At 32.5% G+C, this 26,653-nt stretch carries 19 protein-coding genes; 11 read left to right on the top strand and 8 right to left on the bottom strand.

Going from position 1 to position 26,653, the window contains the following annotated elements; genetic code table 11:
- Nucleotides 1–29: 29 nt before the first annotated feature.
- Nucleotides 30–4,745, bottom strand: a complete 4,716-nt coding sequence (locus tag Q0870_RS09085) for a LamG-like jellyroll fold domain-containing protein (protein WP_298554813.1) — start codon at nt 4,743–4,745, stop codon at nt 30–32.
- A 312-nt stretch (nt 4,746–5,057) separates the two neighbouring features.
- Here Q0870_RS09085 and Q0870_RS09080 point away from each other — a divergent pair, with 312 nt between their 5' ends.
- Nucleotides 5,058–6,017, top strand: a complete 960-nt coding sequence (locus Q0870_RS09080; RefSeq protein ID WP_298554810.1) for a tetratricopeptide repeat protein — start codon at nt 5,058–5,060, stop codon at nt 6,015–6,017.
- On the opposite strand, the gene rsmG is transcribed toward Q0870_RS09080, so the two are convergent.
- Entirely contained in the window at nt 6,018–6,647 is a 630-nt protein-coding gene (gene rsmG, locus Q0870_RS09075; protein ID WP_298554807.1) for a 16S rRNA (guanine(527)-N(7))-methyltransferase RsmG, read from the bottom strand. It abuts the gene before it with no gap.
- Between the two features lie 139 nt (nt 6,648–6,786).
- Here rsmG and Q0870_RS09070 point away from each other — a divergent pair, with 139 nt between their 5' ends.
- Nucleotides 6,787–7,884 (top strand): acyl-CoA desaturase, encoded by a 1,098-nt coding sequence (locus Q0870_RS09070; protein ID WP_298554804.1) that lies wholly within the window; start codon nt 6,787–6,789, stop codon nt 7,882–7,884.
- 31 nt (nt 7,885–7,915) lie between these two features.
- Nucleotides 7,916–9,100 carry a pyridoxal phosphate-dependent aminotransferase gene (locus tag Q0870_RS09065; protein ID WP_298554801.1) on the top strand — a complete coding sequence of 395 codons (1,185 nt, stop codon included), beginning with the start codon at nt 7,916–7,918 and terminating at the stop codon, nt 9,098–9,100.
- A 34-nt stretch (nt 9,101–9,134) separates the two neighbouring features.
- Here the strand turns inward: Q0870_RS09065 and Q0870_RS09060 are convergent, their stop codons facing one another.
- From Q0870_RS09060 to trkA, 4 genes are all read right to left on the bottom strand, one after another.
- Entirely contained in the window at nt 9,135–9,425 is a 291-nt protein-coding gene (locus Q0870_RS09060; RefSeq protein WP_298554798.1) for a hypothetical protein, read from the bottom strand.
- A gap of 114 nt (nt 9,426–9,539) precedes the next feature.
- Nucleotides 9,540–9,794 carry a hypothetical protein gene (locus tag Q0870_RS09055; protein ID WP_298554795.1) on the bottom strand — a complete coding sequence of 85 codons (255 nt, stop codon included), beginning with the start codon at nt 9,792–9,794 and terminating at the stop codon, nt 9,540–9,542.
- Between the two features lie 197 nt (nt 9,795–9,991).
- Complete coding sequence (locus Q0870_RS09050; RefSeq protein ID WP_298554792.1) at nt 9,992–11,485, bottom strand: potassium transporter TrkG; 1,494 nt, start codon at nt 11,483–11,485, stop codon at nt 9,992–9,994.
- A gap of 27 nt (nt 11,486–11,512) precedes the next feature.
- The gene (gene trkA, locus Q0870_RS09045; RefSeq protein WP_298554789.1) at nt 11,513–12,862 is read right to left on the bottom strand and encodes a Trk system potassium transporter TrkA; all 1,350 of its coding nucleotides are present in this window, start codon (nt 12,860–12,862) and stop codon (nt 11,513–11,515) included.
- A 138-nt stretch (nt 12,863–13,000) separates the two neighbouring features.
- On the opposite strand from trkA, the gene ubiE reads away from it, so the two are divergent.
- Complete coding sequence (gene ubiE / locus Q0870_RS09040) at nt 13,001–13,726, top strand: bifunctional demethylmenaquinone methyltransferase/2-methoxy-6-polyprenyl-1,4-benzoquinol methylase UbiE (RefSeq protein ID WP_298554786.1); 726 nt, start codon at nt 13,001–13,003, stop codon at nt 13,724–13,726.
- Between the two features lie 5 nt (nt 13,727–13,731).
- Nucleotides 13,732–14,463, top strand: a complete 732-nt coding sequence (locus Q0870_RS09035; protein ID WP_298554783.1) for a porin family protein — start codon at nt 13,732–13,734, stop codon at nt 14,461–14,463.
- 64 nt (nt 14,464–14,527) lie between these two features.
- Here Q0870_RS09035 and Q0870_RS09030 read toward each other — a convergent pair whose 3' ends face one another.
- Nucleotides 14,528–15,247, bottom strand: a complete 720-nt coding sequence (locus tag Q0870_RS09030; protein WP_298554780.1) for an RNA methyltransferase — start codon at nt 15,245–15,247, stop codon at nt 14,528–14,530.
- 173 nt (nt 15,248–15,420) lie between these two features.
- Between Q0870_RS09030 and Q0870_RS09025 the strand changes: the two genes are divergently transcribed.
- From Q0870_RS09025 to Q0870_RS09000, 6 genes are all read left to right on the top strand, one after another.
- Nucleotides 15,421–17,946, top strand: coding sequence for a BamA/TamA family outer membrane protein (locus Q0870_RS09025; protein WP_298554777.1), 2,526 nt, complete (start codon nt 15,421–15,423; stop codon nt 17,944–17,946).
- A gap of 205 nt (nt 17,947–18,151) precedes the next feature.
- Nucleotides 18,152–19,219 (top strand): class II fructose-bisphosphate aldolase, encoded by a 1,068-nt coding sequence (fbaA, locus tag Q0870_RS09020; protein ID WP_298554775.1) that lies wholly within the window; start codon nt 18,152–18,154, stop codon nt 19,217–19,219.
- Nucleotides 19,220–19,538: 319 nt separating this feature from the next.
- Nucleotides 19,539–20,396, top strand: a complete 858-nt coding sequence (gene accD, locus Q0870_RS09015) for an acetyl-CoA carboxylase, carboxyltransferase subunit beta (protein ID WP_298554771.1) — start codon at nt 19,539–19,541, stop codon at nt 20,394–20,396.
- A 128-nt stretch (nt 20,397–20,524) separates the two neighbouring features.
- Entirely contained in the window at nt 20,525–20,794 is a 270-nt protein-coding gene (gene rpsO, locus Q0870_RS09010) for a 30S ribosomal protein S15 (protein ID WP_298555223.1), read from the top strand.
- 374 nt (nt 20,795–21,168) lie between these two features.
- The gene (locus tag Q0870_RS09005) at nt 21,169–23,415 is read left to right on the top strand and encodes a polyribonucleotide nucleotidyltransferase (protein ID WP_298554767.1); all 2,247 of its coding nucleotides are present in this window, start codon (nt 21,169–21,171) and stop codon (nt 23,413–23,415) included.
- Nucleotides 23,416–23,867: 452 nt separating this feature from the next.
- Complete coding sequence (locus Q0870_RS09000; RefSeq protein ID WP_298554764.1) at nt 23,868–25,304, top strand: glycosyltransferase; 1,437 nt, start codon at nt 23,868–23,870, stop codon at nt 25,302–25,304.
- A 127-nt stretch (nt 25,305–25,431) separates the two neighbouring features.
- On the opposite strand, the gene Q0870_RS08995 is transcribed toward Q0870_RS09000, so the two are convergent.
- On the bottom strand, nt 25,432–26,583 hold the full coding sequence (locus Q0870_RS08995; protein ID WP_298554761.1) for a glycosyl hydrolase: 1,152 nt from the start codon (nt 26,581–26,583) through the stop codon (nt 25,432–25,434).
- Between the last annotated feature and the right edge of the window lie 70 nt (nt 26,584–26,653).

Raw genomic sequence — 26,653 nt, 5'->3', positions numbered from 1 at the left:
TAGACCTAATTTGGCTAAACTAAAAACAACTATTCAGTAATTATTTTTTTACTTAGATTCCCTTTCTCTGTTTTGATTTTAACAATATAAGCGCCAGCTGAAACATTTAGTTTAATAGATTCATCTTTAGTTGAATTTAACTTTATAGAAGTTATGTTTTGACCTAAAATATTATACAAATCTATACTCGATAAATGAATATTCTTTTTATTTGTTATTTTTAATTGTGATGATTCCTTAATATAATACACCCGAATATCGGCTATTGGCCCGTTATTTTCTTCTACATCGAGTGACGCACTGTTAAAAACTAATGCAAATCTATCATTATAATTACCAGGCTCTAAAAACAACTCAAAAGAATTATTTTTAATATTATATGTTTCGTTTGTTACATAATCTCTAATATAAACTGCCATATTTTTATTTATGTTTTCCAGTTCATCCAAATTTATTTTTATAATTCCAGCTTCCTTAACTATCAATCCTAATGGAAATTCTTGAGTATCTTCAAACTTATTAACACCTTGAATTACAAATTTACTATTAGCAAAATACCAATACATGTCCTCTTCACCCACATCTATCATAAAAGCATCATAGCCAATATCAAAACTTTCTGATGCATTTTCATTTGCACCTAAAACTATTTGTCTATGATAACCTTTTGGAGAGATATACTTTAATTTAATTTTAGGTGTATTATCTTCATTATTAGACGTAGTACTTTCTTTTTTTGCATTTGATGGTCTTACAAATATTGAAGCTGAACCATCTTCTCTTGCAAAAACACGTTGACTATTTTTAAAAACAATATCCCCACCATCTACTGTTGCTATTGGCATTCCATTATCATTATCAAAACCATCTAAAGCGGTAGACACGAAGAAACCTTGATTCACTGGAATGTATTGTCCAGGAATTTTTGTTCCTGCTGCCATATTATCATCAATTCTAGAATCATTTGAAATTGCGATAGCACCACCTATCAAATTACGTGTTGAGTAGCCACCCACATAGTCTTTTAATACATGTGAATTTTGCTCACCAAAATGGTCCCAAAAATATAATGCTCCGTTAAAAATTGTTCCGGTTGTATTATTTCCTCCATCTGCAATACTCATATTATCCAAAATAAACTCGGTGGCATCAATAGCCGATGGATAAGGGTTTCCAATTAACCTAGCTATCTCAAGAGAAGTATTATCTAATTCCAATGTAATATCTCCATTAAATGGTAGTCCTGTGAATACATAATTTTGTTTTGTTGAAATTGGAATGGAACCTGAAGTTCCTTTCATTGTAAATCCTTCCCCTGGGAGTATAGGTGTCGATTCATCAATTTTATTCCAAGCATAATAATTGTCTGACTCACCATAAAACTTATACAGCCAGGCCGTACTTATAGTTTTAGCGAATCCTGGAGGAGGTATAGAACCGCTTCCATCAACATCATCACTAAACAACAGGTCTTGATAAAATGCCGATAATGAGCCGTCATTAATTTCTCCGCTTATAGTATAATTGGCATTTGTTGCCGCTATACCAGTCCCTCTAACATCCACATCTCCACCAAGATGACTTACTGACGAAGACCAATAATTATAGTTATAACCATTAGCTGTCCCTTGCTGATCTCTTTCAATATAACCGCCACTACTGGCATCAAGGACACTTCCTTCGGTCTGTACCAACTGTGACTCACCAACCAAATCAATAATTCCATCAAGTTCCAAATAATTAGAGACTGTCAAACTATGACCTGAATTTGCCTCATCTAAAAATTCGGTTGGATTTGCAATGGTAAGTGTTCCTGCTATGGTTACTAAACTATTTAATGTAATGTCCCTATCCCCAGAACTTACATCATTTGTTAATTCCACAATATTCCAATCAATAGTGGTACTTGCATCCACACCTATAGAATTTGGTATGTATACATCATCACCATTTAACCAAGTTGTACTAGCATCCCAATCACTATCTCCATCGGTTTCATAAGGTAGTGGAGCAGAAACTGATTGTATTAATTTTATATTCATAGGCGTCCCATCCACACTATAGTCTGAGCTATCAAATGCAGTATTGGAATCCAAAGGATAATATCCCAATAGATTACTCCATAGCAAACCTCCTGAAATATCTAAAGGTACTGTAGACCCCTTAATGCTTGTACCGTTTTGTTCAATATGTTGGTTCATCATTTCTCTAATTTGATCTTCAGATAATGACACATCCCAAACACGTACTTCTTGTATTGCTCCATCGAAAAAATTCGCTTGTAAAGGGGTTGTAGCATAGTTTACAGTTTCAGCACCAATTTTAAAACTTTGCACTGTACTTGATGGAGCTGTAACAGTTGCTCCAGATACCACTTCTATTCCATCAATATATAATTTTGCATCGACTCCATCATAAGTTGCGGCAATATGATGCCATTCATTATTAGGAATTAAATACGGTGATGTTATGTTTATAATCTCATTATTTGAGTTATCATACCAAGTTAAATTTGGATAGCCACTTTGTATTGACAAATGGTATCCTGTTTGTAAAGTTGCATCAATGTTTCCATTTGATATTATTGTTCCTTGAGCTACTGCCAACTCTTGCAACACCCATGCTTCCAAAGAAAAAGAACTTGTTAAATCATGATTATCTCCAACATCAATAAACTCATTTACACCATCAAAATCAATTAAATAATCAACCACATTAATTGAATAGTCCTCAACTTCACCGTTAAAACCAGATTCGCAACTAGTTGGATATGCTGATATCTTTGTTCCAACTCGCATTCCGGTTGAACCAATCTCTGCATCAGAAGGAATTGTAATAGCTAAAGGAGAATTAGTGGTTGCTCCATCTGAAACATTAGTTGCAGACCCCATATCATATTCCTCACCAGGGTCATCAAAATCCCCATCGTTGTTCCAGTCCATCCAAACATTAGTATAGACGGTATTATTACCATCAGTATTTACTCTAACTGTAAAGTTGTGAGTTGCATTTCTATAAACATTAGTGGACATTGACGTGAAATCTTCAAAAGGATTATCTTTTGGAATTTCATTATCAGCATTACTAAGTGTATTGAAAGCCACATAAGTCACACTAGTATCAAAAGTTAAATCACCAGCACCACCACAATACTCTCCCCTACCGAATATGAGAAACGTATAAGGATTTTCATCTGTATCATTATTAGCTATTGAAACTGTAGCTGTATGTGAGCCTGCTGTAATCGGGTCATAAGTAATTGTAAACGTTGTACTTCCACCAGAGGTTATTGGTGTTGATGGATTTGCCGTTAATGTAAAATCAGCGGTGGCCCCAGTTATTACTACATAAGGACTAGCACTATCTAATGTTAAATCACTAGTACCTTGATTGTGAATGGTAAATGTATGAGATTCTGATGCAGTTCCTGTAACCACTAATTGACCAAAATCAGTATCGTCCACTAATGAAATAGCTGTATTGCCATCTGGAATATTTACACCATTACCTTTCACATTTATTTCAGGCCCAGTAAATGTAGTTTGTAAACCACTTAAATCGATAATTTGAATCTCGTGAGATAAAGTATTATTATTTCTATGCGCCCAATGCACAGCCTCTGTGGTAGAATTTAGATAATAATTTCTCCATCCTCTTCCATAGGCTGTACCTCTTCCACTTGAAGATGATGACCCAACAATAAGTGCTTGATGTATATCGCTTAAACCGGCGGATGTAATATCTATTGCTGTTTCCCCAGCATTTCTTGAAGTATTTTGAAAGCGCACAACATTCAATCCTGTATTGGTAAGAACATGTATAAAATGCCTATTGGTTCCTGCAGAATCATGATTGCTATGAAAAGTCCAATCTACACTTTGATTGTTTGATCCAGGATCAGTAACTGGCCATAAATCAGAAATAGCATCGTTAACACCACTGGCTCCCGTATCTGCTCTGAAATGACTAAAAATTATTGCTTCACTCCAGTCTGAAACATTTGTTGCTGTTCCCGTCCCGTCTGCACCGTCATTCAATGTAATTGTTCCTGAATCTGCACTTGAATTTCCAGAATCTCCATGTAAAACCGTCCAATTAATTCCTGTAAACTCAACAAGTGTAATATATACTGTTACATTGTTTCCATTGGAACCCTTCTGTACTCTTAAAGTCGTTGCATCTTCTAAATAAGCTACAGCTGTGGCTGAATCCGCATCTTGTGATGTGGCACTATTCATTATTCCTGTTACAAAAGGTATACATTTATTTGCGTTTATAACGCCTGCTATCGCTTGCGCTACACTATTAGTACTTCCATTTAAATTAACGGCATACCTTCCTCTAACTATTAACTCATTATCTCCTCCAGATGCTCCAATATATTCCCATATAGAAGTATTAAAACGCATATCTCTACTATCCGAACTCGATTCCCTGTAATAAGTTAAAGTACCAGCAGCAGTAAGCTGTCTAGCTCCTGCCATATCATCTCCAGGGCGATTACCACTATGTGTTTGAGGCCCACCATGAGTTTTTCTATTACTATTAGCCAATTCAACGACACTGTTTAATGAATTCACTGCAGTAAAACTCGTATTTGTTTCACCAGTATTTCCAACTTCATCTTGAATATGCTGTACCTTAAAATCGGCCGTTTGAGAAAATAAGGTATAATTTAATCCTATAAAAATAAAGAATACAAAAACGTTTTTTTGAAAAAGGGTGGGTGGTATGTACTGTCTCATTTAAACTATTTTTGGGCATTAAATTTTAATTGAGAGACTAGCAATTTAAAATAATCGCTACACAAGTATAACATAAATTATCGTCATAACACAATAAAAAATCGATAAAACACACTAAAATCATTTTATTTATAACAATAATCTTATTTTAAATAAATAAAAAGAGGATATATATTACAAAAAAAAATCTTGAGACTAAACCAAAATAATTTAGAGATGAATAAAAAGATGTTTTCTTAGCTTAAAACATCAAAAAAATAGTGCTAACTTTAATTTTTATAAATGGCATATTATTTGATGCATATATTGCTAATGAAAAGACTATTAATAACTTTATTAACTATCATTCCTTTACTTTCTTTTGGGCAAGCAAAAAAGGCATTAAGAAAGGCGGTTAGAACCACAGACCTTAACGACAAAATTAAGCTTCTTAATCAAGTTATCGCAGAAGAACCTAAAAACCTAGACGCCTATTTCTATAGAGCCATTGCCAAAAACGACTTAGGAAATTACCATGGCGCTATTGTTGATTATTCAAAAATAATAATTGAAGAACCTGATGCTGACACCTATTTTAACAGAGGAAATTCCAGATACAGTATAAAAGATTTTATTGGAGCAAAAGAAGATTATGCTAAAGCATTTATTCTTGACGAAAATTTTATTGATGCACTTTACAGCCTGGCTTGCGTAAAACTTGACTTAGAAGAATACGAAAGTGCTATTAAAGATTTTACTAGTGTTATTAAACAAGCTCCTAATAACCCAAAAACCTATATTTTAAGAGCTTCGGCTTATAAAGCTATTGAACAATTTAAAAATGCTTTAACCGATTACTCTACAGCTATTTTAATAGCGCCTAATGCCAATAACTATTACAATCGTGGTGCGTTTTTAATGGACATTAAGTATTACCAAGAAGCAAACAAGGATTTAACAAAATCCCTAAGACTCAACAGAAACAATGCTTTTGGTTATTTTTACAGGGGTGCTTCAAATCTTTTTTTAGGTAAATTCAATGATGCCATTTCTGACTTTAACGAAGCCATAAAGTTTGATGCTATGGATTTTGATGCCTATTTAGGACTAGCAATGGCACATAATAAGAACAATGAATTAGTACAAGCAAAAATATATTTTGATAGAGCGAATTCTATAATCATACCTAATAAAAAATTATCAAGTATTGAACAGTATAGTAACACCTTTTGGTTTCAAAATCAATACTTTTATTTCAATAATTCAATAATTAGTTTGGCTAAAATGGATTAGTTATCCTTTAAATTTCATTGGAAGGTGTACCACTTTTTTAGTTTCATAAAAATCTTCTTCAAAAAAATCGGTTAAATTATAAATTGTTGTAGTTCTGTAATCCTTTAATTCTTCTGACAAATCACCTCCTTTTAAATATAGAATTCCGTTTTTGAGTGCGTGGTTTTGTTCCTTTGCTATTTTACCTTTTACCCAATGCACAAATGTTGGCATTGCAGCTACTGCCCTACTTATAATAAAATCGAAATTCCCTTTAATTTCTTCTACCCTACTGTGTGTTGTTTTAACATTTGTTAAACCTAACCCCGCAACAACCTCATCTACTACTTTTAGTTTTTTTGCAATGCTATCAACTAAATGAAATGAACATTCAGGAAACAAAATAGCCAATGGAATTCCAGGAAAACCTCCGCCTGTACCAACATCTAGCAGTTTTGCCCCATCTTTAAAATTAATAACTTTAGCTATACCTAAGGAATGTAGAACATGGCGCATATATAACTCATCAATATCCTTTCTAGAGACTACATTAATCTTTAAATTCCAATCTTGATATAAAGATTCAAGTTTTTTAAATTTCAGTATTTGGTCTTCCGTAAGGTTAGGAAAATACTTTAAAATGAGTTCCATATATGTTAAATTTTGAACAAAAGTATACTATTTATGCACATATTTTTACAAAAAAATGGTATTACTTCAATTGGTTTATACCTATCTTTGCCACAGGTATGATCAACAATTTATAATTAATCATATTAAAGTTAATAGCATGACTAAACAAGCGCTTTCATTTTCAAGAAAAGACTCTGCAAAGTTTTTTAAAACACTAAACAAACGTGTTAACGATTATTTTAAAGAAAATAATTTAAAACGTACTGGAAACTGGAAACTATATACAAAAGCTATTATAATGTTTTCATTATTACTAGTTCCTGCAATTTTAATCTTAACTATAGACTTACCAGGTTGGGCACAAATACTAGGTATGGTAATAGTTGGTGTTGGCATGGCTGGTGTTGGTATGAATGTAATGCATGATGCTAATCACGGTTCTTTTTCTAGTAAAAAATGGGTTAACAAATTAATGGGTAGTAGTATTTATATTTTAGCCGGAAATGACTATAATTGGAAAGTACAGCACAATGTTTTACACCATACATATACAAACATTCAAGGACATGATGAAGATATTGATGCTGGTAGAATTATCAGATTTTCAAAACATGCAAAATGGTTTAGGTTTCATAAATATCAAAAATACTACGCGTTCTTTTTATATGGATTATTAACTGCAAATTGGGCTATTACTACAGATTTTATACAAACATATAACTACTTAAAAAGAAAATTAGCTTACGGCAAATTACCTCATCCAGCAACGCAATGGACAAAACTTATTATAGGTAAAATAGTTTATTACTCTTTATGGGTGGTTTTACCATTATCGTTAGGTTTTGCTTGGTGGGAAGTTTTAATAGGTTTTATAGTAATGCATTATACGGCAGGAATTATATTAAGTGTTGTATTCCAATTGGCGCACGTTATGCCTAATACAGAAATGCCATTACCAGATGAAAACGGTAACATGAAAAATACTTGGGCTATTCACCAATTATTTACAACATCTAATTTTTCTCCAAAAAGCTGGTTAGCTGAATTTTATACTGGTGGATTAAACAGACAAGTAGAACACCATTTGTTTGCTAACATTAGCCATGTACATTACAGTAAAATTGCCAAAATAGTAAAAGAAACTGCTCAAGAATTTAGCTTACCATACAATGAGTATAATACGTTTTGGCAGGCTGTTTCAGAACACTACAATCAACTAAAAATGCTAGGTCAGAAACCTCCTAGTTTAGCTTAACATTTAACATACGATAAATATACAATCACAAATGCAATTACTATCTGATAGAATTTTAAACATGGCTACGTCTGCTACTTTAGCAATGGCAGCAAAAGCAAGAGAACTTAGAGGCGAAGGAAAAGATATTATTGGCTTAAGTTTAGGAGAGCCTGATTTTAATACGCCCGATTTTATTAAAGAAGCTGCTATACAAGCTGTTAATGATAATTTCAATTCTTATACACCTGTTGATGGTTATGGTGAATTAAAAGACGCTATCATCACTAAGTTTAAACGTGATAATAACTTAACGTATACTCCATCACAAATTGTTGTTTCTACAGGAGCTAAACAATCTTTAGCAAACATTGCTGGAGTAATGCTTAATGCAGGCGATGAAGTTCTTTTACCTTGTCCTTACTGGGTTAGCTACTCTGATATTGTAAAGCTTTATGATGGCGTGCCAGTAGAAATCAAAACTTCTATTGACACGGATTTTAAGATGACTCCAAGTCAACTTGAAGCTGCTATTACGCCAAAAACAAAAATGATTTGGCTTAGTTCTCCTTGTAACCCAAGTGGATCTGTTTATAGTAATGCTGAATTAAGAGGGTTAGCTGACGTTTTAGTTAAGCATCCAAATATATATGTGGTTTCTGATGAAATATATGAGCATATAAACTACGGTGATGGACATGCAAGTATGGCTGAATTTGACGATATGTACAACAACACCATAACTGTTAATGGTGTATCAAAAGCATTTGCAATGACTGGATGGCGTATTGGCTACATTGGTGCTCCAGAAAAAATTGCTAGAGCTTGCAATAAAATGCAAGGGCAAATGACTAGTGGTGCTAACTGTATTGCTCAGCGTGCTGTAATTACTGCTTTGAATGAATCGCCTTCTCGTGTTCAATATATGATTGACGAGTTTAAAGAACGCCGTGATTTAATATTAGGTTTAGTAAATGATATTGAAGGGTTTAAAGCAAATACTCCTGATGGTGCTTTTTATATTTTCCCAGATGTAACACATTATTTTGGAAAAACGTTACGTGGTAAAACCATAAATAACGCTACTGATTTTTCTTTGTATTTATTAGAAGAAGCTCTTGTAGCAACTGTAACTGGTGAAGCTTTTGGAAATCCTGATTGTATTAGAATTTCTTATGCAGCTTCGCAAGAACAAATTATTGAAGCTATAAAGCGTATTAAGGAGGTTGTGAGTTAATAAAACTTATAAAATTCTAAATTTTTAAAAGCCACTAAATAATTTTAGTGGCTTTTTTTATTGTGTTAAATGATAGAACCAAAGCAACCGTACCAAAAATTAATACTAGAAATAATGCTATATTTTTGATTCTAGCATTTTTATTTTCTCTTTTAAGTCTTTGCCTAATTTCTAACAGTTTCTCAGGTGTAGACTTTGGTAATTCTTTAAGTTCAATATTGGCATAACCACCACCTAAAGCACCCTTTTCTCTTCTTTTTGACAAAAGACATCTGTTATTCTTTAAAGAATTATTAGCAGCCATAATTGAGCCTTCTCCACCCATAATTTCTAAATTTAAAAGTAAAACGATTTCGAAGTTAAGCGAAAAAGTAAAAAGGATACTTCTTTATTTATATGTAGCATATTTTAATAAAATGTTACAGACTGTAATAATCTATTAATTAAAAATTAAAAGTATTATAGTAAGAAACAAAGATAATTTTACAGTTGTTTCTGCTACACGACTTGTTATAAAATTTCTGCTTTTTATACGTTGCTTAATCCCAAAAATTGAAGTTGAGTTTTTTGTTTTATAACTTGACTTAACGACATTTTTATATTCTGAAGTTAAAAACCCTGAAGGCTCAATAATTAAGTCTTCTTTTTGATTAGATAAGTGTTTAAAATTTTTTGATGATAATACTAATTCCATGATTGATGATTTTAATTGGTTATATAATTTAGACGAGTTACTTAAAAAAATGTAACACCCTTACTCATGATAATCAACAAATTAGCAGATAACATCTGCGTTAGGAATAGTAATAGAAAGCCCGTAGAAACGAGGACTCGCAACGGATAGCCCGACCCTTTGGGTAACGCCAAAAAAAATTAAATAATAAATGTAAATTATCTATTTCGCCAAAAAAAAGGTGTGAATAAAATGAGTACCGTAAAAAGTTCTAAACGCCCAATGAGCATTAAAAAGGATGCCCACCACTTACCTATTGCAGGCAATGCCGCGTAATTATTTACTGGTCCGAAATCGCCTAAAGCAGGCCCCACATTCCCTAGGGTAGATGCAGCTAAACCAATGGCAGATTTAAACTCGATTGCCATCATAGAAAAGCCTAGAGAACCAATAATAAAAGACAACATATATAGAATAAAAAATGCTAGTACATTGAAAACAATAAATCTATTAATGGCTTTTTTGTTATACCTAACAGGAACAATAGCATTTGGATGTAACGTACGTTTAAACTCTAAAAAACTATTTTTAATTAGTATTAAATGACGCACCACTTTTACACCACCCGAAGTACTTCCTGCTGAGCCTCCTAAGAACATAAGACCAAAAAAGAAAACCATTAAAAATGGCGTCCATAATGTATAATCTGCCGTAACAAATCCGGTTGTTGTTATTACCGATATGACTTGAAACATACCGTGCCTAAAAGCACTTTCGGTTTCTCCCCAAATCATAGGATGAACAATTGAGGATTGGCTTATATCTGCTCGGAAATAAATAATTACAGATGCTATTATAGTAAATATGGTAATAAATGAAAAGTACAATCTAAACTCTTCATCTTTTATTATTTTTTGAACTTTCCCTTTAAAAGCAAAGTAACTGAGTACGAAGTTAGTTCCTGCCAAAAACATAAACAATATAATAATATATTGTATGATAGGTTGCCCATTCCAATAAGCAACACTTGCATTTTTAGTAGAAAACCCTCCTGTTGAAAGCGTACACATAGAATGGTTAATAGCATCGAAAAAAGACATACCTGCAACACTTAAAAGTAGCGTTTCTGCAGCAGTATAGCCAAAATAAATAAGCCACAAACGTTTTGCTGTATCTGTAATTCTGGGATGTAACTTATCTGCACTTGGCCCTGGTGCTTCGGCAGCAAAAAGTTGCATGCCACCAATACCCAATAATGGCAAAATAGCAATGGCTAATACTATAATTCCCATACCACCAATCCAATGTGTTAAACTTCGCCAAAACAATACGCCTTTAGGCACGGCTTCAATATCGTTTAGAATTGATGCCCCTGTTGTAGTAAAGCCAGATATAGTTTCGAAAAATGCATTTGTAAAACTTGGTATACTTTCTGTAAATATATAAGGCAAGGTGCCTGTTAATGACATAATTACCCATCCAAAGGTTACAACTATATAACCTTCTCGCTTATTCATTTCTTTTTTATGATGCCTAGTAAAAGCCATACTAATAACACCTACAACTAATGTAATAATGCCTGCAAGAAATATTTGAAATGTTACACCATCATTATAAATTAAACTTATAAGTGCTGACAATAGCATAAAGCCACCATTAAACAATAGTAACAATCCTAAAAAATGAAAAATAATTTTATAATTGAGTTTCAATTGACAAACTGTTTCTTTGAAGTTATTTTAAATAAATAATTTTTCAACACGCTTTATGGATTTCAACAAACAACATACTACAACCCTATCGCCTTCTTGAATTTTAAAACTACCAAGAGCAATCATTCCAACACCGTTTCTAATAACACCTCCAATAATAGCAGTTCTAGGAAAATCTATAGATTTAATTACTTGATTACAAACGGCAGATGTTCCTTTTACCTCAAACTCTAACAGCTCAGCATTTAAATTACTAAGCTTAGTCATAGCTACAACTTCGCCTCTGCGTATGTATCTAAAAATATTATTTGCTGCTAATAATTTTTTATTTATTAAAGTATCAATACCAATAGAATGAGACAAATCAAAATAATCCATGTTTTCAACCAGTGCAATGGTTTTTTTAACACTTTTGGATTTTGCAACTAAACAAGACATTATATTTGTTTCAGAATTGGGCCCAACTGCAATAAAGGCATCCATTTCGCTAATATTTTCCTCATCAAGCAGATCGACATTTCGCCCATCACTGTTAATTACCAACACCTTTGTTAATTCTTCTGCAATTTCAAATGCTCTTTCTCTATTTCCTTCAAATAGTTTCACATTTAATCCTTTATCACTTAAGTCCCTAGCCGTTTTATAGGATATTTCACTACCACCTAAAATCATCACATTTTTAATATCTCTATTAATTTTGCCTGTAAGTCTACAAAGTTCATCTGCACCACCTTCTGATGTAATAAACACGACATTATCGCCACGTTTAAACTTTGTATCTCCTCTTGGAATAATAGTATATTGGGTTCCATAACGCTGAATAGCTATGGGCACAAAGTGTATTTCGGGAAAAATATCGGCGGCTTCTTTAACCGTTTTACCAACAAAAGATGCTGCCCTAGGAAGTGTTAATCCCGCCATAGTAAGTGCTCCATCTTCAAATTCATAATTCTCATTAAAAGAAGATTGTTTTAGCGACAACTCAATTTCTGAAGCTGCTAAAGCTTCTGGCGAAATCAATTCATCAATACCAAATTTTGTAAAACCAACTTCATCCTTAAAATGAATAAACTCCGTATTAGTAATTCTGGCAATAGTTTTTTGAGCCCCCAATTGCTTTGCTAACACACACACTGTTATATTTGTAGTTTCACTAGATGTTACTGCTATAAATAATTCGCAGGAATCAATACGTGCGTCTTTTAAAATAGCAATTGATGTAGCATCCCCCTTAACAACTCGAATATCTAGATGGGTATTTGCATACTCTAAACTTTTTTTGTTTGGGTCTATTAGGGTTATTTCTTGAGACTCGTAAGAAAGTAGTTTTGCTATATGAAAGCCCACTTCACCAGCTCCAGCAATAATTATCTTCATTGTTTAATTATCATAAAAAGTAGTACAAATATACTATAAATTAGATATCTCAACATGAAATCAATTCAATATAATTAATTATAATCCTGCTATGTAATGCTTTCTTAAAAGTTTATCTTTGCTCAAAATTTTTAAGATTTGTCAAAAGTAAAGCCATATAAAAACAGTGATTTAGGTAAAAAAGAACAGGTAACAAAAATGTTTGATACCATTTCTGAAGATTACGATGGCTTAAACCGTGTAATTTCTTTTGGAATTGATATTAAATGGCGAAAAAAAGTAGTTAAAATCGTTAAGGAAACTAATCCTGACACCATTTTAGATATTGCCACAGGAACGGGTGATTTAGCTATTAATCTTGCAGAAACTAATGCCACAAAAATTGTGGGTTTTGATATTAGTAGTGGCATGTTGAACATTGGAAAGGAAAAAATTAAAAAGAAAGGTTTAGAGTCTAAGATAGAAATGATTTTAGGTGATTCTGAAAATATGCCTTTTAAGGATAATTCATTTGATGCCATAACGGTTGCTTTTGGTGTTAGAAACTTTGAAACTCTTGAAAACGGACTTAAAGAAATTTTTAGAGTCCTTAAGCCAGGAGGTACTTTTGTAATTTTAGAAACCTCCATGCCAACTAAAACACCATATAAACAAGGCTACAATTTCTACACAAAAAACATTTTACCTCTTATTGGTAAAGCTTTTTCTAAAGACAGAAGCGCTTACAAATATTTATGTGAATCTGCATCTGTTTTTCCGTTTGGAGAAGCTCTGAACAATATTTTACGTAATATTGGGTTTATAAATGTTGAAGATTTTCCACAAACATTAGGTGTGGCAACAATTTATAAATCATCTAAGTAATACGCATGAAATACTTTTTTGCATTAATATCATTTTTGTTAATCGTTGAAACTTCTAGTGCTCAGCTTTTTAAAAAAGAAAAAATAAACTATGATGCCAATCAAGGTCGGGGTTCTACAGATAATAACCGTCTACGCTGGGGATATTTCTTAGGGATTAACAGCTACGATTTCAACTTTGATTATGAAGCAGATTTACAGGATATTTACGTAAAGAAAAGCCCGGGTTTTAGTGTTGGGTTAATAGGTAATTTAAGAATTAACAATTTTATAGATATACGTTTAGAACCTGGTTTATTAATTACAACAAGAGAGTTGTATTACAATCAAGAATGGTTTCAAGGTATTCCTGATGTAAAGGAGTCAGATATAATTAGGGAAGTAAAATCAACATACATACATATACCGCTTTTGGTTAAATTTTCGACTAAGCGTATTAATAATTTCAAGCCTTTTATTGTGGGTGGTTTTTCAACAGCGCTTAACCTCTCAAGTAATCAGGATAATCCTGAAGATAATAATAATGGACAATTCAGAACAACAAAAAACTCTTTGTTTTATGAATTAGGTTTTGGTATTGATTTCTATCTATACAACTTCAAATTTACACCCTCCATCCGTGGCCTTTTTGGCATAAATGATGAACTCATTAGAGATGAAGACCCAAATAGTCCTTGGACAGGTAATATTGCTGGCATGCAAACTCGTGGGGTGTTTATTAATTTTACATTTCAGTAGACATATTTTTGGTAAGTTGCGTAATGTCAAGGCAAAAGATTTATTAACCAAATAGGATAAACGGTTAACCTCTTCTAAATTCACTCAGTAAAATAGCAGTTGCAGTAGCAACATTTAAACTTTCAGTAGCTTGCAGAGTCCCAAACCTTGGAATAGAAATTTTTTCAGTAATAACTGCTTCAACATCTTTTGAAACACCATTTGCTTCATTACCCATTACTAAAATGCCCTTTTTAGGTAATTTCTTTTTAAAAACATTTTCACCCTCCATAAAAGCACCAAAAACAGGTAGTTTACTTGTCTTTAAAAATGAAATTAAATCAATATAACTAATATTAACTCGAGTAATAGACCCCATAGTTGCCTGAATAACTTTAGGGTTATAACAATCAACCGTTTCTGTACTACAAACTAATTCTTTTACTCCAAACCAATCACATAACCTAATAATTGTACCTAAATTCCCTGGATCTCTTATGGAATCGAGTACTATAACCAATCCAGAATTATCAATGGGTTTTGGTTCAGGTATTTTAAAAACAGCCAGCGCCTTGTTCGGTGTGGTTAAAAAACTAATACGTTTTAAATCCATTTCTGAAATAATAACTTCGTCTTTGGCATTAATATTGAAGGATTCTGTAGTATATAATTTGTTAAGTTCTAAATTAGACTGCAAAAGCTCTTTTATTGTTTTAACACCTTCAACAACAAAAAAACCATGTTGATGTCTATATTTTTTTTGCTTTAAACTCGTTATTAATTTTATTTGACTTTTAGAAAGCATGCAACTATCATTAATTTTTTATAAAGAAAAGGAATTATTAATAAGATAAGCTAACAGACTGGCTATTTAAATATTTTTTAAGAGTAAAAAAATGTATTTTTGATTCCTAATTAAGGATATTTTAATGAACATAATCTTTTAACACTACACATTTTAAGTTAACAAAAACCCTTTTGAAAAAACAACTCTCAAACATATTCATCTTAGTATTACTTTCGGGTTATCTTTATTCTTGTGATGCCGTAAAGAGAGTTTCTGAAACCGAACATTTACTTACTGAAAATTCTATAATAGTAAATAACAAAAAAAACAATACTGAAACTTTAAACAACCTATTATACCAAAGTCCTAATAGAAAAATACTTGGTATGCCATTAAGGCTACACCTTTACAATACAGCAAGGAAAAATAGGGATTCAATTTTTGAAGCTTGGTTAGACAAAAAACCTAAACGAAGAAAACGTTTAGAAAAAAGATATTCTAAAAAACAAATTGATAAATTAAAAGCATCGGTTGTTGGTTTTAATAATTGGCTCAAAAAAACAGGCGAAGCACCTACCATTGTAAGTGAAGAAAAAACAAAACGTTCTTCTAAGCGCCTTGAAGATTACTACTTTAATAATGGCTGGTTTAATGTTGAAACCGAGTCTAATATTGAAGAAAAAGAAAACAAACGTGCTAAAGTTACCTATAAAGTTGAAACTGGCCCAGCATTTTTAATCGACTCTATTTCTCAAGTTGTAAAATCTCCCATTGTTGATTCTCTATATAAAAAAATTAAAAAAAATACAATAATTAAAAAAGGGGAGCAATATAAAACTAGTAATTTTGAACTAGAGCAAGAAAGAATTTCTAGTGAATTGAGAAACTCCGGAATATTTCATTTCAAAAAAGATTATATCACTTTTGAAATGGACACCATAGGTACTAATAAAAATGTAAACGTTGCAATTAAAATTCAAGATAGAGCTGTAAGAACTCCAGACTCAATAAGAAGAGAACCATTCAAAATATTTCATATAAATGATGTTAGAATAATAACAGACTACACTTTTGAGAATAGAGACAAACCATTTCAAGACTCTATTTCCTATGGTGGTTACAAACTATATAGTTATAGTGAAATGCGTTTTCGTCCCAAAGCTTTAACCGATGCTGTTTTTATAACTCCTGGGAAATTTTTCAGAGATCTTGATAGAACAAGAACATATAGATATATTAACGAACTTCGTACATTTAAATACCCAAATATTGAACATATTGAAAACCCTGATAATACATTAAGTAGCACTATTCGATTAACACCTCTAAAAAAGTTTAACTTAGATTTTAGTGCAGATGTATCAAAAAGTAATATCCAATCTATTGGATTTTCATTAAACCCAAGTTTGCAAATTAGAAATGTTTTTAGAGGTGCCGAAACCTTAGAAATATCTGGTATCGCATCTATTGGAGCATCTGATGACGCCAAAGTTGATGGTGACCCATTTTTTGATATCAATGAATACGGTGTTGATTTAAATCTAACGATTCCAAGAATATTTTCTCCTTTTTACACAGAGAATATTATCCCAAAACATATGTCACCAACTACTAATATAGGCTTAGCTATTACGAGTCAAACTAATATTGGTTTAGACAAACAAAGTTTTAATGGTAATTTTAGCTACAACTGGTACCCAAACACAAAAGTTACGAATAGATTAGATTTATTTAATATTCAATATGTAAGAAACTTAAACACAGATAACTATTTTCGAGTATATACGAACTCATTTAGCTCATTAAATGAAATAGCTCAAGACATAGGCTACATAAGTGCTGACAGGGATTTAGATGTTCCAGTTGAAGCAAACACATTTATAGATTATGCATTAACCAAACCTAAACCAGATGATATTTCTAGTACTCAATTAGTAACAATTAATGGTATAGATGAACGTAAATCAAGACTAACAGAAGATAACCTTATTCTTTCTTCCGCCTTTAGTTTTACAAAAGATAATCGTAAAAATTTATTTGATAATAATTTTTCAATATTTCGTTTTAAATTAGAGATAGCTGGTAATTTAATAGCCGGTGCTTCAAATCTTCTTGGGTTTAAAAAAGACAGTAATGACCGTTACCAACTTTTTGATGTCGCATATTCACAATACGTTAAAACAGAATTTGATTTTATTAAACACTGGGATATAGGTAAAAAAAATGTAATCGCAACCAGAGCGTTTTTTGGTATTGCCATTCCTTATGGAAATTCAAATAGTATTCCTTTTTCGAAAAGTTTTTTTGGAGGCGGGCCTAATGATAATCGTGCTTGGTCTGCATATAGTTTAGGTCCAGGTAGTTCTGAATCAACCAATGAATTCAATGAAGCCAACTTAAAACTAGCATTGAGTGCAGAACAACGTTTCAATCTTTTTGGTAATTTAAACGGTGCCATTTTCGTCGATATTGGAAATATTTGGAATGTTTTAGACAACGTTGAAGATGACAGAGCTACATTTTCTGGACTCGACTCATTGAAAGATATTGCTGTAGGCTCAGGTTTTGGTTTACGCTATGATTTAAGTTTTGTTGTATTTAGATTTGATATTGGTTTTAAAACCTACGACCCTTCGTATAGAGACGCAAACAGATGGTTTAACGACTATAATTTTTCAAATGCTGTTTACAACATTGGTATAAACTATCCATTTTAAAAACAAAAAAAAACAGTCAATTATCTTAATTAAGATTTCATTTACAATCGTTTTTCCTACTACTGAAATAATCTAGTGCCACCCAAAACACTATAACGTTTTAGTGTTATTTTAATGTTTTCAACCTAAAAAACAAACACAAATTATTTAAAAATTGATTACTTTTGGTACTTATCTAATAAGAAATCATATTTAATTTTAAAAAATGGGACACAATATAAAACCAGGAGTAGCTACCGGTAAGGAAGTACAAGCTATTTTCAACCATGCAAAAGCTAATAATTATGCTTTACCAGCAGTTAATGTTATCGGTTCAGATACTATAAACGGTGTTTTAGAAACTGCAAGAGATTTAAACGCCCCAGTAATTATCCAATTTTCAAACGGAGGCGCACAATTTAATGCAGGTAAAGGTCTAAGCAACGATGGGCAAAATGCAGCCATTGCAGGTGCCATTGCTGGCGCAAAACATGTACATACCCTAGCCGAAGCTTATGGAGTTCCAGTAATTTTACATACAGATCATTGTGCTAAAAAATTATTGCCTTGGATTGATGGGTTATTAGACGCAAGTGAAATTCACTTTAAAGAAACTGGTAAATCATTATTTAGTTCTCATATGATTGACCTTTCGGAAGAGCCTATCGAAGAAAACATTGAAATCTGTAAGCAATATTTAGAAAGAATGTCTAAAATGGGCATGACTTTAGAAATTGAATTAGGTATTACAGGTGGTGAAGAAGATGGAGTAGATAACACTGATGTTGACGATTCTAAATTATACACGCAACCAGAAGAAGTAGCTTATGCTTATGAAGAATTAAGTAAAGTAAGTCCTCAATTCACTATTGCCGCAGCCTTTGGAAACGTTCATGGTGTTTACAAACCAGGAAACGTAAAGTTAACTCCAAAAATCTTAAAAAATTCTCAAGAACATATTTCAAAAAAATATGGAGTAGAGCATAATCATATCGATTTTGTATTCCACGGTGGATCAGGTTCTACTGTTGAAGAAATTCGAGAAGGTATAAGCTACGGTGTAATTAAAATGAATATAGACACCGATTTACAATATGCATTTATGAGTGGTATTAGAGATTATATGGGCAATAAATCTGAGTATTTAAAAGCTCAAATTGGAAACCCAGATGGAGATGATGTTCCAAACAAAAAATACTACGACCCAAGAGTTTGGTTACGCGAAGGTGAAAAAACATTTGTAGCTCGTTTAAAAAAGGCATTTGAAGATTTAAATAATGTAAATACTTTATAATTTAAGGTATTTTTACTACAAAAACGCAAAAAAGGTTCTGCAATTCGCAGAACCTTTTTTGAATTTAAAAACCTAAAAAACAGATTTTTACGATTATTAAATTAATAAAATCAGTAGTGTGTTACCACAAAATTAAAAAAAGGTTTAATTTTGTGGTTAGGCTTTCCGCTATATCTTTTTACTTTAGTAAAAAGGTTAAGATTATCGATAGATAATTGAACGACGAAAACCCTTAACGCAATTTTCAATAATACATAAACATTTAGGTTTAACCCTTGGCTTTTAAAATTTTTAAAAGCACTAAAAAACGTTATTTATTATGTCTTGGTTTAAAAGAAAAACAAAAGGAATTACAACTACTACTGAAGAGAAAAAAGACACACCTAAAGGTTTGTGGTACAAATCTCCAACAGGTAAAATTGTTGACACAGAAGAGTTAGAGCAAAATTTTTATGTAAGCCCTGAGGATGGTTACCATGTAAGAATTGGAAGTAAAGAGTATTTTGAAATCCTTTTTGATGACAATAAATTTAAAGAACTAGACACCAATTTAGAATCTAAAGACCCTCTTAAATTTGAGGATACTAAAAAATATCCAGAACGCTTAAAAGCGGCTCAATCTAAAACAAAACTTAAGGACGCAGTAAGAACAGCTGTTGGAAAATCTAAAGGCAAAAATTTAGTTGTTGCATGTATGGACTTCTCTTTTATTGGTGGCTCTATGGGTAGTGTGGTTGGTGAAAAAATTGCTAGAGCTGCAGATTATGCTTTAAAGAATAATTTACCATTAATGGTTATATCAAAATCTGGAGGTGCACGTATGATGGAGGCTGCATTATCATTAATGCAATTAGCTAAAACATCAGTAAAATTAGCGCAATTAGCAGATGCTGGACTACCATATATTTCGTTATGTACGGATCCTACAACTGGTGGTACAACAGCATCATTTGCTATGTTAGGCGATATAAATATAAGTGAACCAGGAGCTTTAATAGGTTTTGCTGGACCTCGCATTGTAAGAGACACCACAGGAAAAGAATTACCAGAAGGTTTCCAAACTTCAGAGTTTTTACTTGAACACGGTTTCTTAGATTTTATTACCCTACGTAAAGACTTAAAAAACAAGGTAAATCAGTATCTTGATTTGATATTAAATCAACCCCTAAGAGCATAAAAAAATGATTTAACAACACAACTCTTTCTTTTTACTATATAGCTCTTGCAAATCATTAAAAATCACTATATTTGCCGCTCGAAAGACAGACTTTCGTGTACATAAAAATCATTTACAATAATATTAGCATGTATTTAGATCAAAAAGGAAAAGAGAAACTTTTTAAAAAACACGGTAAAAACGCAAAGGATACTGGTTCTGCAGAAGGACAAATTGCATTATTTACAGAAAGAATTAACCACTTAACTGAACACTTAAAAAACAATCGTAAAGATTATAACACAGAGCGTTCTTTGGTAAAATTAGTAGGTAAAAGAAGAAGCTTACTTGATTACTTAACTAAGAAAGATATTTTAAGATATCGTGCGATAGTTAAAGAATTAAATTTAAGAAAATAAATTTAAAAAATAAAAGACCACGCTTTTTGCGTGGTTTTTTATTTTTTGCGTTAGGGATTGAAGCGGCATCCTTTTTTGATTTTTATTCAAAAAAGATATAGTGGAAAGCCCGACCTCCCGATAGCTATCGGGATTGGTAACGCCCAAATAATTTAAATACGTTACGACGTCATTACGAAGAGTAACGACTTGGTAATCTTTCCAAAAGGAGCAGATTGCCACATCACGCAAAAAAGCGTGACTCGCAATGACAAACATAGAAGAAGCTAGTTATAGTTTTTCATTGGTCACACACACAATAACTACACACAACACAACGACCATTGTTTAACATGATTTGAGCAATTTTACGCTTGAATTACAAGAAAAAATTTATGATTCCAAAAGTTTTTAAAGAGGTCATTGACCTAGGAGACGGTAGAGAAATTTCTATTGAAACCGGAAAATTAGCAAAACAAGCGCACGGAAGCGTTGTTGTGCAATCTGGAAAATGTATGTTATTATGTACAGTTGTTTCCAATTACAGACAAGCAGATGTTGACTTTTTACCGTTAACAGTAGATTACAGAGAAAAATTTGCTGCTGCAGGGCGTTACCCTGGAGGTTTCTTCAAAAGAGAAGCTAGACCGAGTGACGGAGAGGTTTTAACGATGCGTTTAGTAGACCGCGTTTTACGTCCGTTATTCCCTAAAGATTATCATTCTGAAACTCAGGTGATGATTCAATTAATGTCTCATGATGATGATGTTATGCCAGATGCTATGGCAGGTTTAGCTGCTTCAGCGGCTATTCAATTATCTGATTTTCCATTTGAATGCCCAATCTCTGAAGCTAGAGTTGGTCGTATTAATGGTGAATTCGTAATAAACCCAACTAGAGCACAATTATTAGAGTCTGACATCGATATGATGATTGGAGCTTCTGCTGATTCTGTGATGATGGTTGAGGGTGAAATGGATGAGATTTCTGAAGAAGAAATGACTGAAGCCATTAAGTTTGCACACGAGGCCATTAAAGTACAATGTGCTGCTCAAGTAAAATTAGCTGAAGCTTTCGGCAAAAAAGAAGTACGTGAGTATGAGCCAGAAAGAGAAGATGCTGATTTAGCTCAGAAAATCCACGACATGGCATACGACAAAGTATATGCTGTAGCACAAGCTGGTTCTGCAAAGCATGAACGTAGCGCTGCATTTGGTGAAATTAAAGAAGAAATTAAAGCCTCTTTTTCTGAAGAAGAACAAGAAGATTTTGGTGGGTTAATTTCTAAATATTACTCTAAGGCTGAAAAAGCTGCGGTTAGAGATTTAACTTTAAATGAAGGTTTACGTTTAGATGGACGTAAAACAGATGAGATTAGACCAATTTGGTGTGAGGTTGATTATTTACCTTCTACACACGGTTCGTCTATATTTACGCGTGGGGAAACTCAAGCACTGGCTACGGTTACTTTAGGTACAAGTAGAGAAGCTAATCAAATAGATATGCCATCTTACGAAGGTGAGGAGCGTTTCTATTTACACTATAACTTCCCTCCTTTTTCCACGGGTGAAGCTAGACCTATTCGTGGAACGTCTCGTAGAGAGGTTGGACACGGTAATTTAGCACAACGTGCTTTAAAAGGTATGGTTCCTGATGATTGCCCTTATACTGTTCGTGTAGTTTCTGAAATTTTAGAATCTAATGGTTCGTCTTCTATGGCAACCGTTTGTGCTGGTACTATGGCAATGATGGATGCAGGGGTACAATTAAAGAAACCTGTTTCTGGTATTGCTATGGGATTAATCTCTGATGCTGACTCTGGAAAATACGCTGTGCTTTCTGACATTTTAGGTGATGAAGATCACTTAGGAGATATGGACTTTAAGGTTACTGGTACTGCTGATGGTATTACAGCTTGCCAAATGGATATTAAAGTAAAAGGATTGTCATACGAAATTCTTGTAAATGCTTTAAAACAAGCTCGTGATGGTCGTTTACATATTTTAGGTAAAATTACCGAAACTATTGAAACTCCTAATAACGAAGTTAAAGACCACGCTCCTACTATGGTTTCAAGACGTGTACCAAACGAATTTATTGGTGCGTTAATTGGTCCTGGAGGAAAAGTGATTCAGGAAATGCAAAAAGAAACTGAAACCACTATCGTTATTAACGAAGATCCTGTTACTGAAGAGGGTATTGTTGAAATTTTAGGTGTTGGCAGTAAAGGTATTGATGCTGTTATGGCAAAAATTGATGCTATATTATTTAAACCTGAAGTGGGTAGTGTTTACGAAGTTAAAGTGATTAAGATGCTTGACTTTGGTGCTGTTGTAGAATATGTTGAAGCACCAGGAAACGAAGTATTATTACACGTTAGTGAATTAGCTTGGGAACGTACTGAAAATGTAAGCGATGTTGTAAACATGGGCGATGTATTTGATGTAAAATACTTTGGTATAGACAAACGTACGCGTAAGGAAAAAGTATCTCGTAAGGCTATTTTACCAAAACCAGAAGGTTATGTTGAAAGACCACCAAGAGATAACAATCGAGGTAGAGATAACCGTGGACGTGATAACAGAGGTAGAGATAATCGTAGAGACGATAGAAGACCTAGAGGAGATAAAAAGGAAGATTAATTCTTTTTTAGATTATAATATTAAAAGCCTGTTTCAAAATTTGAAAAACAGGCTTTTTTTAGTTCTTTAGGATTCTAAATTGAATATTATCTACAGTATCATAAACACCAACAATTCCTTTGCCTATATACTCTTCTTGCTATTATTATCTTTGATGATGCTTCAAATAATCAAATTCCCCCTTAAATAACCACTTCAAAAATACTATTTAAACATTGAGAATTCTTGTTGATTTTTTTCAACATCTAAATTTTAATAAAGAACCCCGAATAGAATTAATTCTATTCAGGGATTCTTTTTGCTTCATTCTTAAAGTGTAAAAGTTATTACTTTCTACAAATCATTATCCACGGAAACAGAATCAAAAATTTATTCTTAAATAAATATTTAAAAAAATCTAAACAGATATTACCAACGTAAATACATATATAAATAAAATCCTAAAAAAATTCATGTCTACCCCCCAAATTAATCCTTCTAAAATTAAATCAAATGCAAAAAGTAAAATCAATACAATAGAGAACTATATAAGTAGACTTTTTCATAATAATGGAAAAACAGAGAACCCTCAAAATAAAATTATTCTTCTAGGTACTTTTTTATTGATTGCACTAGGCATTTATTCTTTCTCGGTTTTTCATAATGATTTTGAAGAATTTAATGCAAATCGTATGGATTCAACTTTAGGTGCTGTTTTCGGTATTGTTGGCTTAATTTTGCTTGTTTATAAAGCAATTATGTTTCTTTATATAGCGTATAACTACTATAAATACAAACCTATTAAGTCTGTATCAGATGAAGAATTACCAACCTGCACAGTTATAGTACCTGCTTATAATGAAGGTAAACAGGTTTGGGATACAATAATGAGTTTAGAGAAAAGTGATTATCCAAAAGATAAATTAGAGATTATTGCAATTGATGATGGTAGTTTAGATGATACCTGGGATTGGATTATTGATGCTAAAAAAAAATTAAGTAATCGTTTAGAAATTTTTAAACAGCCTGAAAACAAAGGAAAACGTCATGCACTATACCGCGGTTTTAACGTTGGTAGTGGTGACATTTTCATTACTGTTGATAGTGATTCTATAGTAAATACCGACACTATTAGACATTTAGTGAGTCCTTTTGTAAAAGATAAAAATTGTGGCGCAGTAGCTGGAAACATTCGTGTTTTAAACAATACAAAAGAGATGCTACCAAAAATGCTAGATGTAAGTTTCGTGTTGAGTTTTGAATTTGTACGCTCTGCTGAAAGTAATTTGAATTCCGTATTATGCACACCTGGAGCTTTGGCTGCATATAGAAGTACTGCTGTTCACAACTGTTTACCACAATGGATTAATCAGACTTTTATGGGTCAACCAAGTGATATTGGAGAAGACCGCGCCATGACCAACATGATTTTAAAGCAAGGAAAACATGTTTTATTTCAAAAAAACGCAGTGGCATATACTAATGTTCCAGAAGAATATCCAGGTTTATACAAAATGTTTATTAGATGGGGACGCAGTAATGTTCGTGAAAATCTTGAAATGTCAAAATTTGTTTTTACCAATTTTAGATCTGGATCTAAATTCGGAATTCGCTCCTTATTTATTAGTCAGTTTTTAAAAATATTAATCAGTTATCCATTGGTTATTTTTATGCTGTTTTTTGTTTTAGTACATCCGTTGTTATTTTTAGGATCCACTTTAGTTAGCATTTTAATTTTTTCAACATTTTCAGTACTATTTTTTGCTAATAGCTATAAGTCATTTGAAGGTTTTTGGGCTTACTCATACAGTATTTTATATACATTCGGCCTCTTTTGGATTACACCTTATGCGATAGCTACAGCTAATAGACGGGGTTGGTTAACTCGTGGTTTGACAGAGAAGAAATAATTATTGTTAGAATTTCAAACTATTAGAAGCCTATCAAATTTGATGGGCTTTTTCTTGTTTAAAAAATATTAGTCTTGAAATAAGTTAATACATATTCAACTTACTCAAAAATTTTCAGAAAGTCTTTTTACTCAATATCACTACTTAATAATATAATTTCTTTATCTAAAAATTCATTAAAATCACCTTCGGATGGATGACCAAGAAAGGGTGCATGAAAAAATATGGTCATATCATTTCTCCATATCATAGCATAACTAATACTGCTACTTCTAATCGCTTTATATAAACTTTGTGTCCACCAATTATTATCTACAACATTCTTTAAGCCTGTTTCCGTAAGTGAGAAAAGCATGTTTTTCTCTGTGGCTATATCTTCTACAATTTGTAAATTTCTTATGGCGTTATTTAAAAAATTTCTATTTCTAAAATCGTAGACATCAATGCCCAACATATCTACAAATTCGTCTCCTGGATAGTTTCTTAAGTATTCTGATCTATTAGAAATTAAGTTAGGTGCGTAAACGTAAATAAGGTTATGAACATTAAAATCTTCAGATAAGATTTTAATAGTGTCTTTCCAGAGTTGGATATAATCGTCTGTTGTTCTAAAACCATCTCCCCAAAAAAAGAAGCTTCCATTCATTTCATGCCAAGGCCTAAACAATACTGGTATGGAATTACCTTGAGCGTCTACTAAATTATTTAATAATCTTGCGGCTCGAGATAGACGCTTAATATATTCTTGACGGAATTCACCGCCTTCTAAAAACTTAGCTACTACTCCGTCAAAATTTTCTATTCCGTTTGCATCAAAACCTTGCGGATTAATATGATGCCAACTTATGGTTATAATACTTCCATTTTCGTGTGCTTCTATTACTGCTTTAGTAAATCTATTAATGAATTTGTCTAGAAAAGATTCAGGAGTATTTGAATCTGATTGGAGACTAATTTCTTCTAAATCGAAACCAGCTATGGCCGGAAAGTCTCCTGTAACATCAAAGAAATCTGGTTGTAATTGGTTTGGTACTGAAAAATCAGTTCCTGTGCCAAAGGGTTGCTGTTGGCCAAAAGCTATCCCCTTTTGGGTTATATTTATTAATCTACCATATAAATCTTTTGCTTGTTGATTTAACTTGGGGTCTACAAAATTATTAGGAGCGGTAATAAGTGGTGGCGTTCTTACGGCGTTTATATCGAATAAATCATCTTCTTCTTTTTCGCAACTAATGTTAATACATACTGCAAATGTTATTATAAGTATTGATTTTTTCATAGATTCTTTGTCGGATAAATTTCTATTGCTTTACATGTTAACATCTAAGTTTATATAAAATAATGCTAAA

The organism is uncultured Algibacter sp., assembly GCF_947487575.1.
GTDB lineage: Bacteria > Bacteroidota > Bacteroidia > Flavobacteriales > Flavobacteriaceae > Algibacter_B.
This window is presented reverse-complemented; position numbering and strand designations above follow the sequence as displayed.

Coding starts and splice junctions, on each gene's coding strand:
- Q0870_RS09085 (WP_298554813.1), bottom strand. CDS start 4,745: ATGAGACAGTACATACCACCCACCCTTTTTCAAAAAAACGTTTTTGTA.
- Q0870_RS09080 (WP_298554810.1), top strand. CDS start 5,058: ATGAAAAGACTATTAATAACTTTATTAACTATCATTCCTTTACTTTCT.
- rsmG (WP_298554807.1), bottom strand. CDS start 6,647: ATGGAACTCATTTTAAAGTATTTTCCTAACCTTACGGAAGACCAAATA.
- Q0870_RS09070 (WP_298554804.1), top strand. CDS start 6,787: ATGACTAAACAAGCGCTTTCATTTTCAAGAAAAGACTCTGCAAAGTTT.
- Q0870_RS09065 (WP_298554801.1), top strand. CDS start 7,916: ATGCAATTACTATCTGATAGAATTTTAAACATGGCTACGTCTGCTACT.
- Q0870_RS09060 (WP_298554798.1), bottom strand. CDS start 9,425: ATGGGTGGAGAAGGCTCAATTATGGCTGCTAATAATTCTTTAAAGAAT.
- Q0870_RS09055 (WP_298554795.1), bottom strand. CDS start 9,794: ATGGAATTAGTATTATCATCAAAAAATTTTAAACACTTATCTAATCAA.
- trkA (WP_298554789.1), bottom strand. CDS start 12,862: ATGAAGATAATTATTGCTGGAGCTGGTGAAGTGGGCTTTCATATAGCA.
- Q0870_RS09035 (WP_298554783.1), top strand. CDS start 13,732: ATGAAATACTTTTTTGCATTAATATCATTTTTGTTAATCGTTGAAACT.
- Q0870_RS09030 (WP_298554780.1), bottom strand. CDS start 15,247: ATGCTTTCTAAAAGTCAAATAAAATTAATAACGAGTTTAAAGCAAAAA.
- fbaA (WP_298554775.1), top strand. CDS start 18,152: ATGGGACACAATATAAAACCAGGAGTAGCTACCGGTAAGGAAGTACAA.
- accD (WP_298554771.1), top strand. CDS start 19,539: ATGTCTTGGTTTAAAAGAAAAACAAAAGGAATTACAACTACTACTGAA.
- rpsO (WP_298555223.1), top strand. CDS start 20,525: ATGTATTTAGATCAAAAAGGAAAAGAGAAACTTTTTAAAAAACACGGT.
- Q0870_RS09005 (WP_298554767.1), top strand. CDS start 21,169: ATGATTCCAAAAGTTTTTAAAGAGGTCATTGACCTAGGAGACGGTAGA.
- Q0870_RS09000 (WP_298554764.1), top strand. CDS start 23,868: ATGTCTACCCCCCAAATTAATCCTTCTAAAATTAAATCAAATGCAAAA.
- Q0870_RS08995 (WP_298554761.1), bottom strand. CDS start 26,583: ATGAAAAAATCAATACTTATAATAACATTTGCAGTATGTATTAACATT.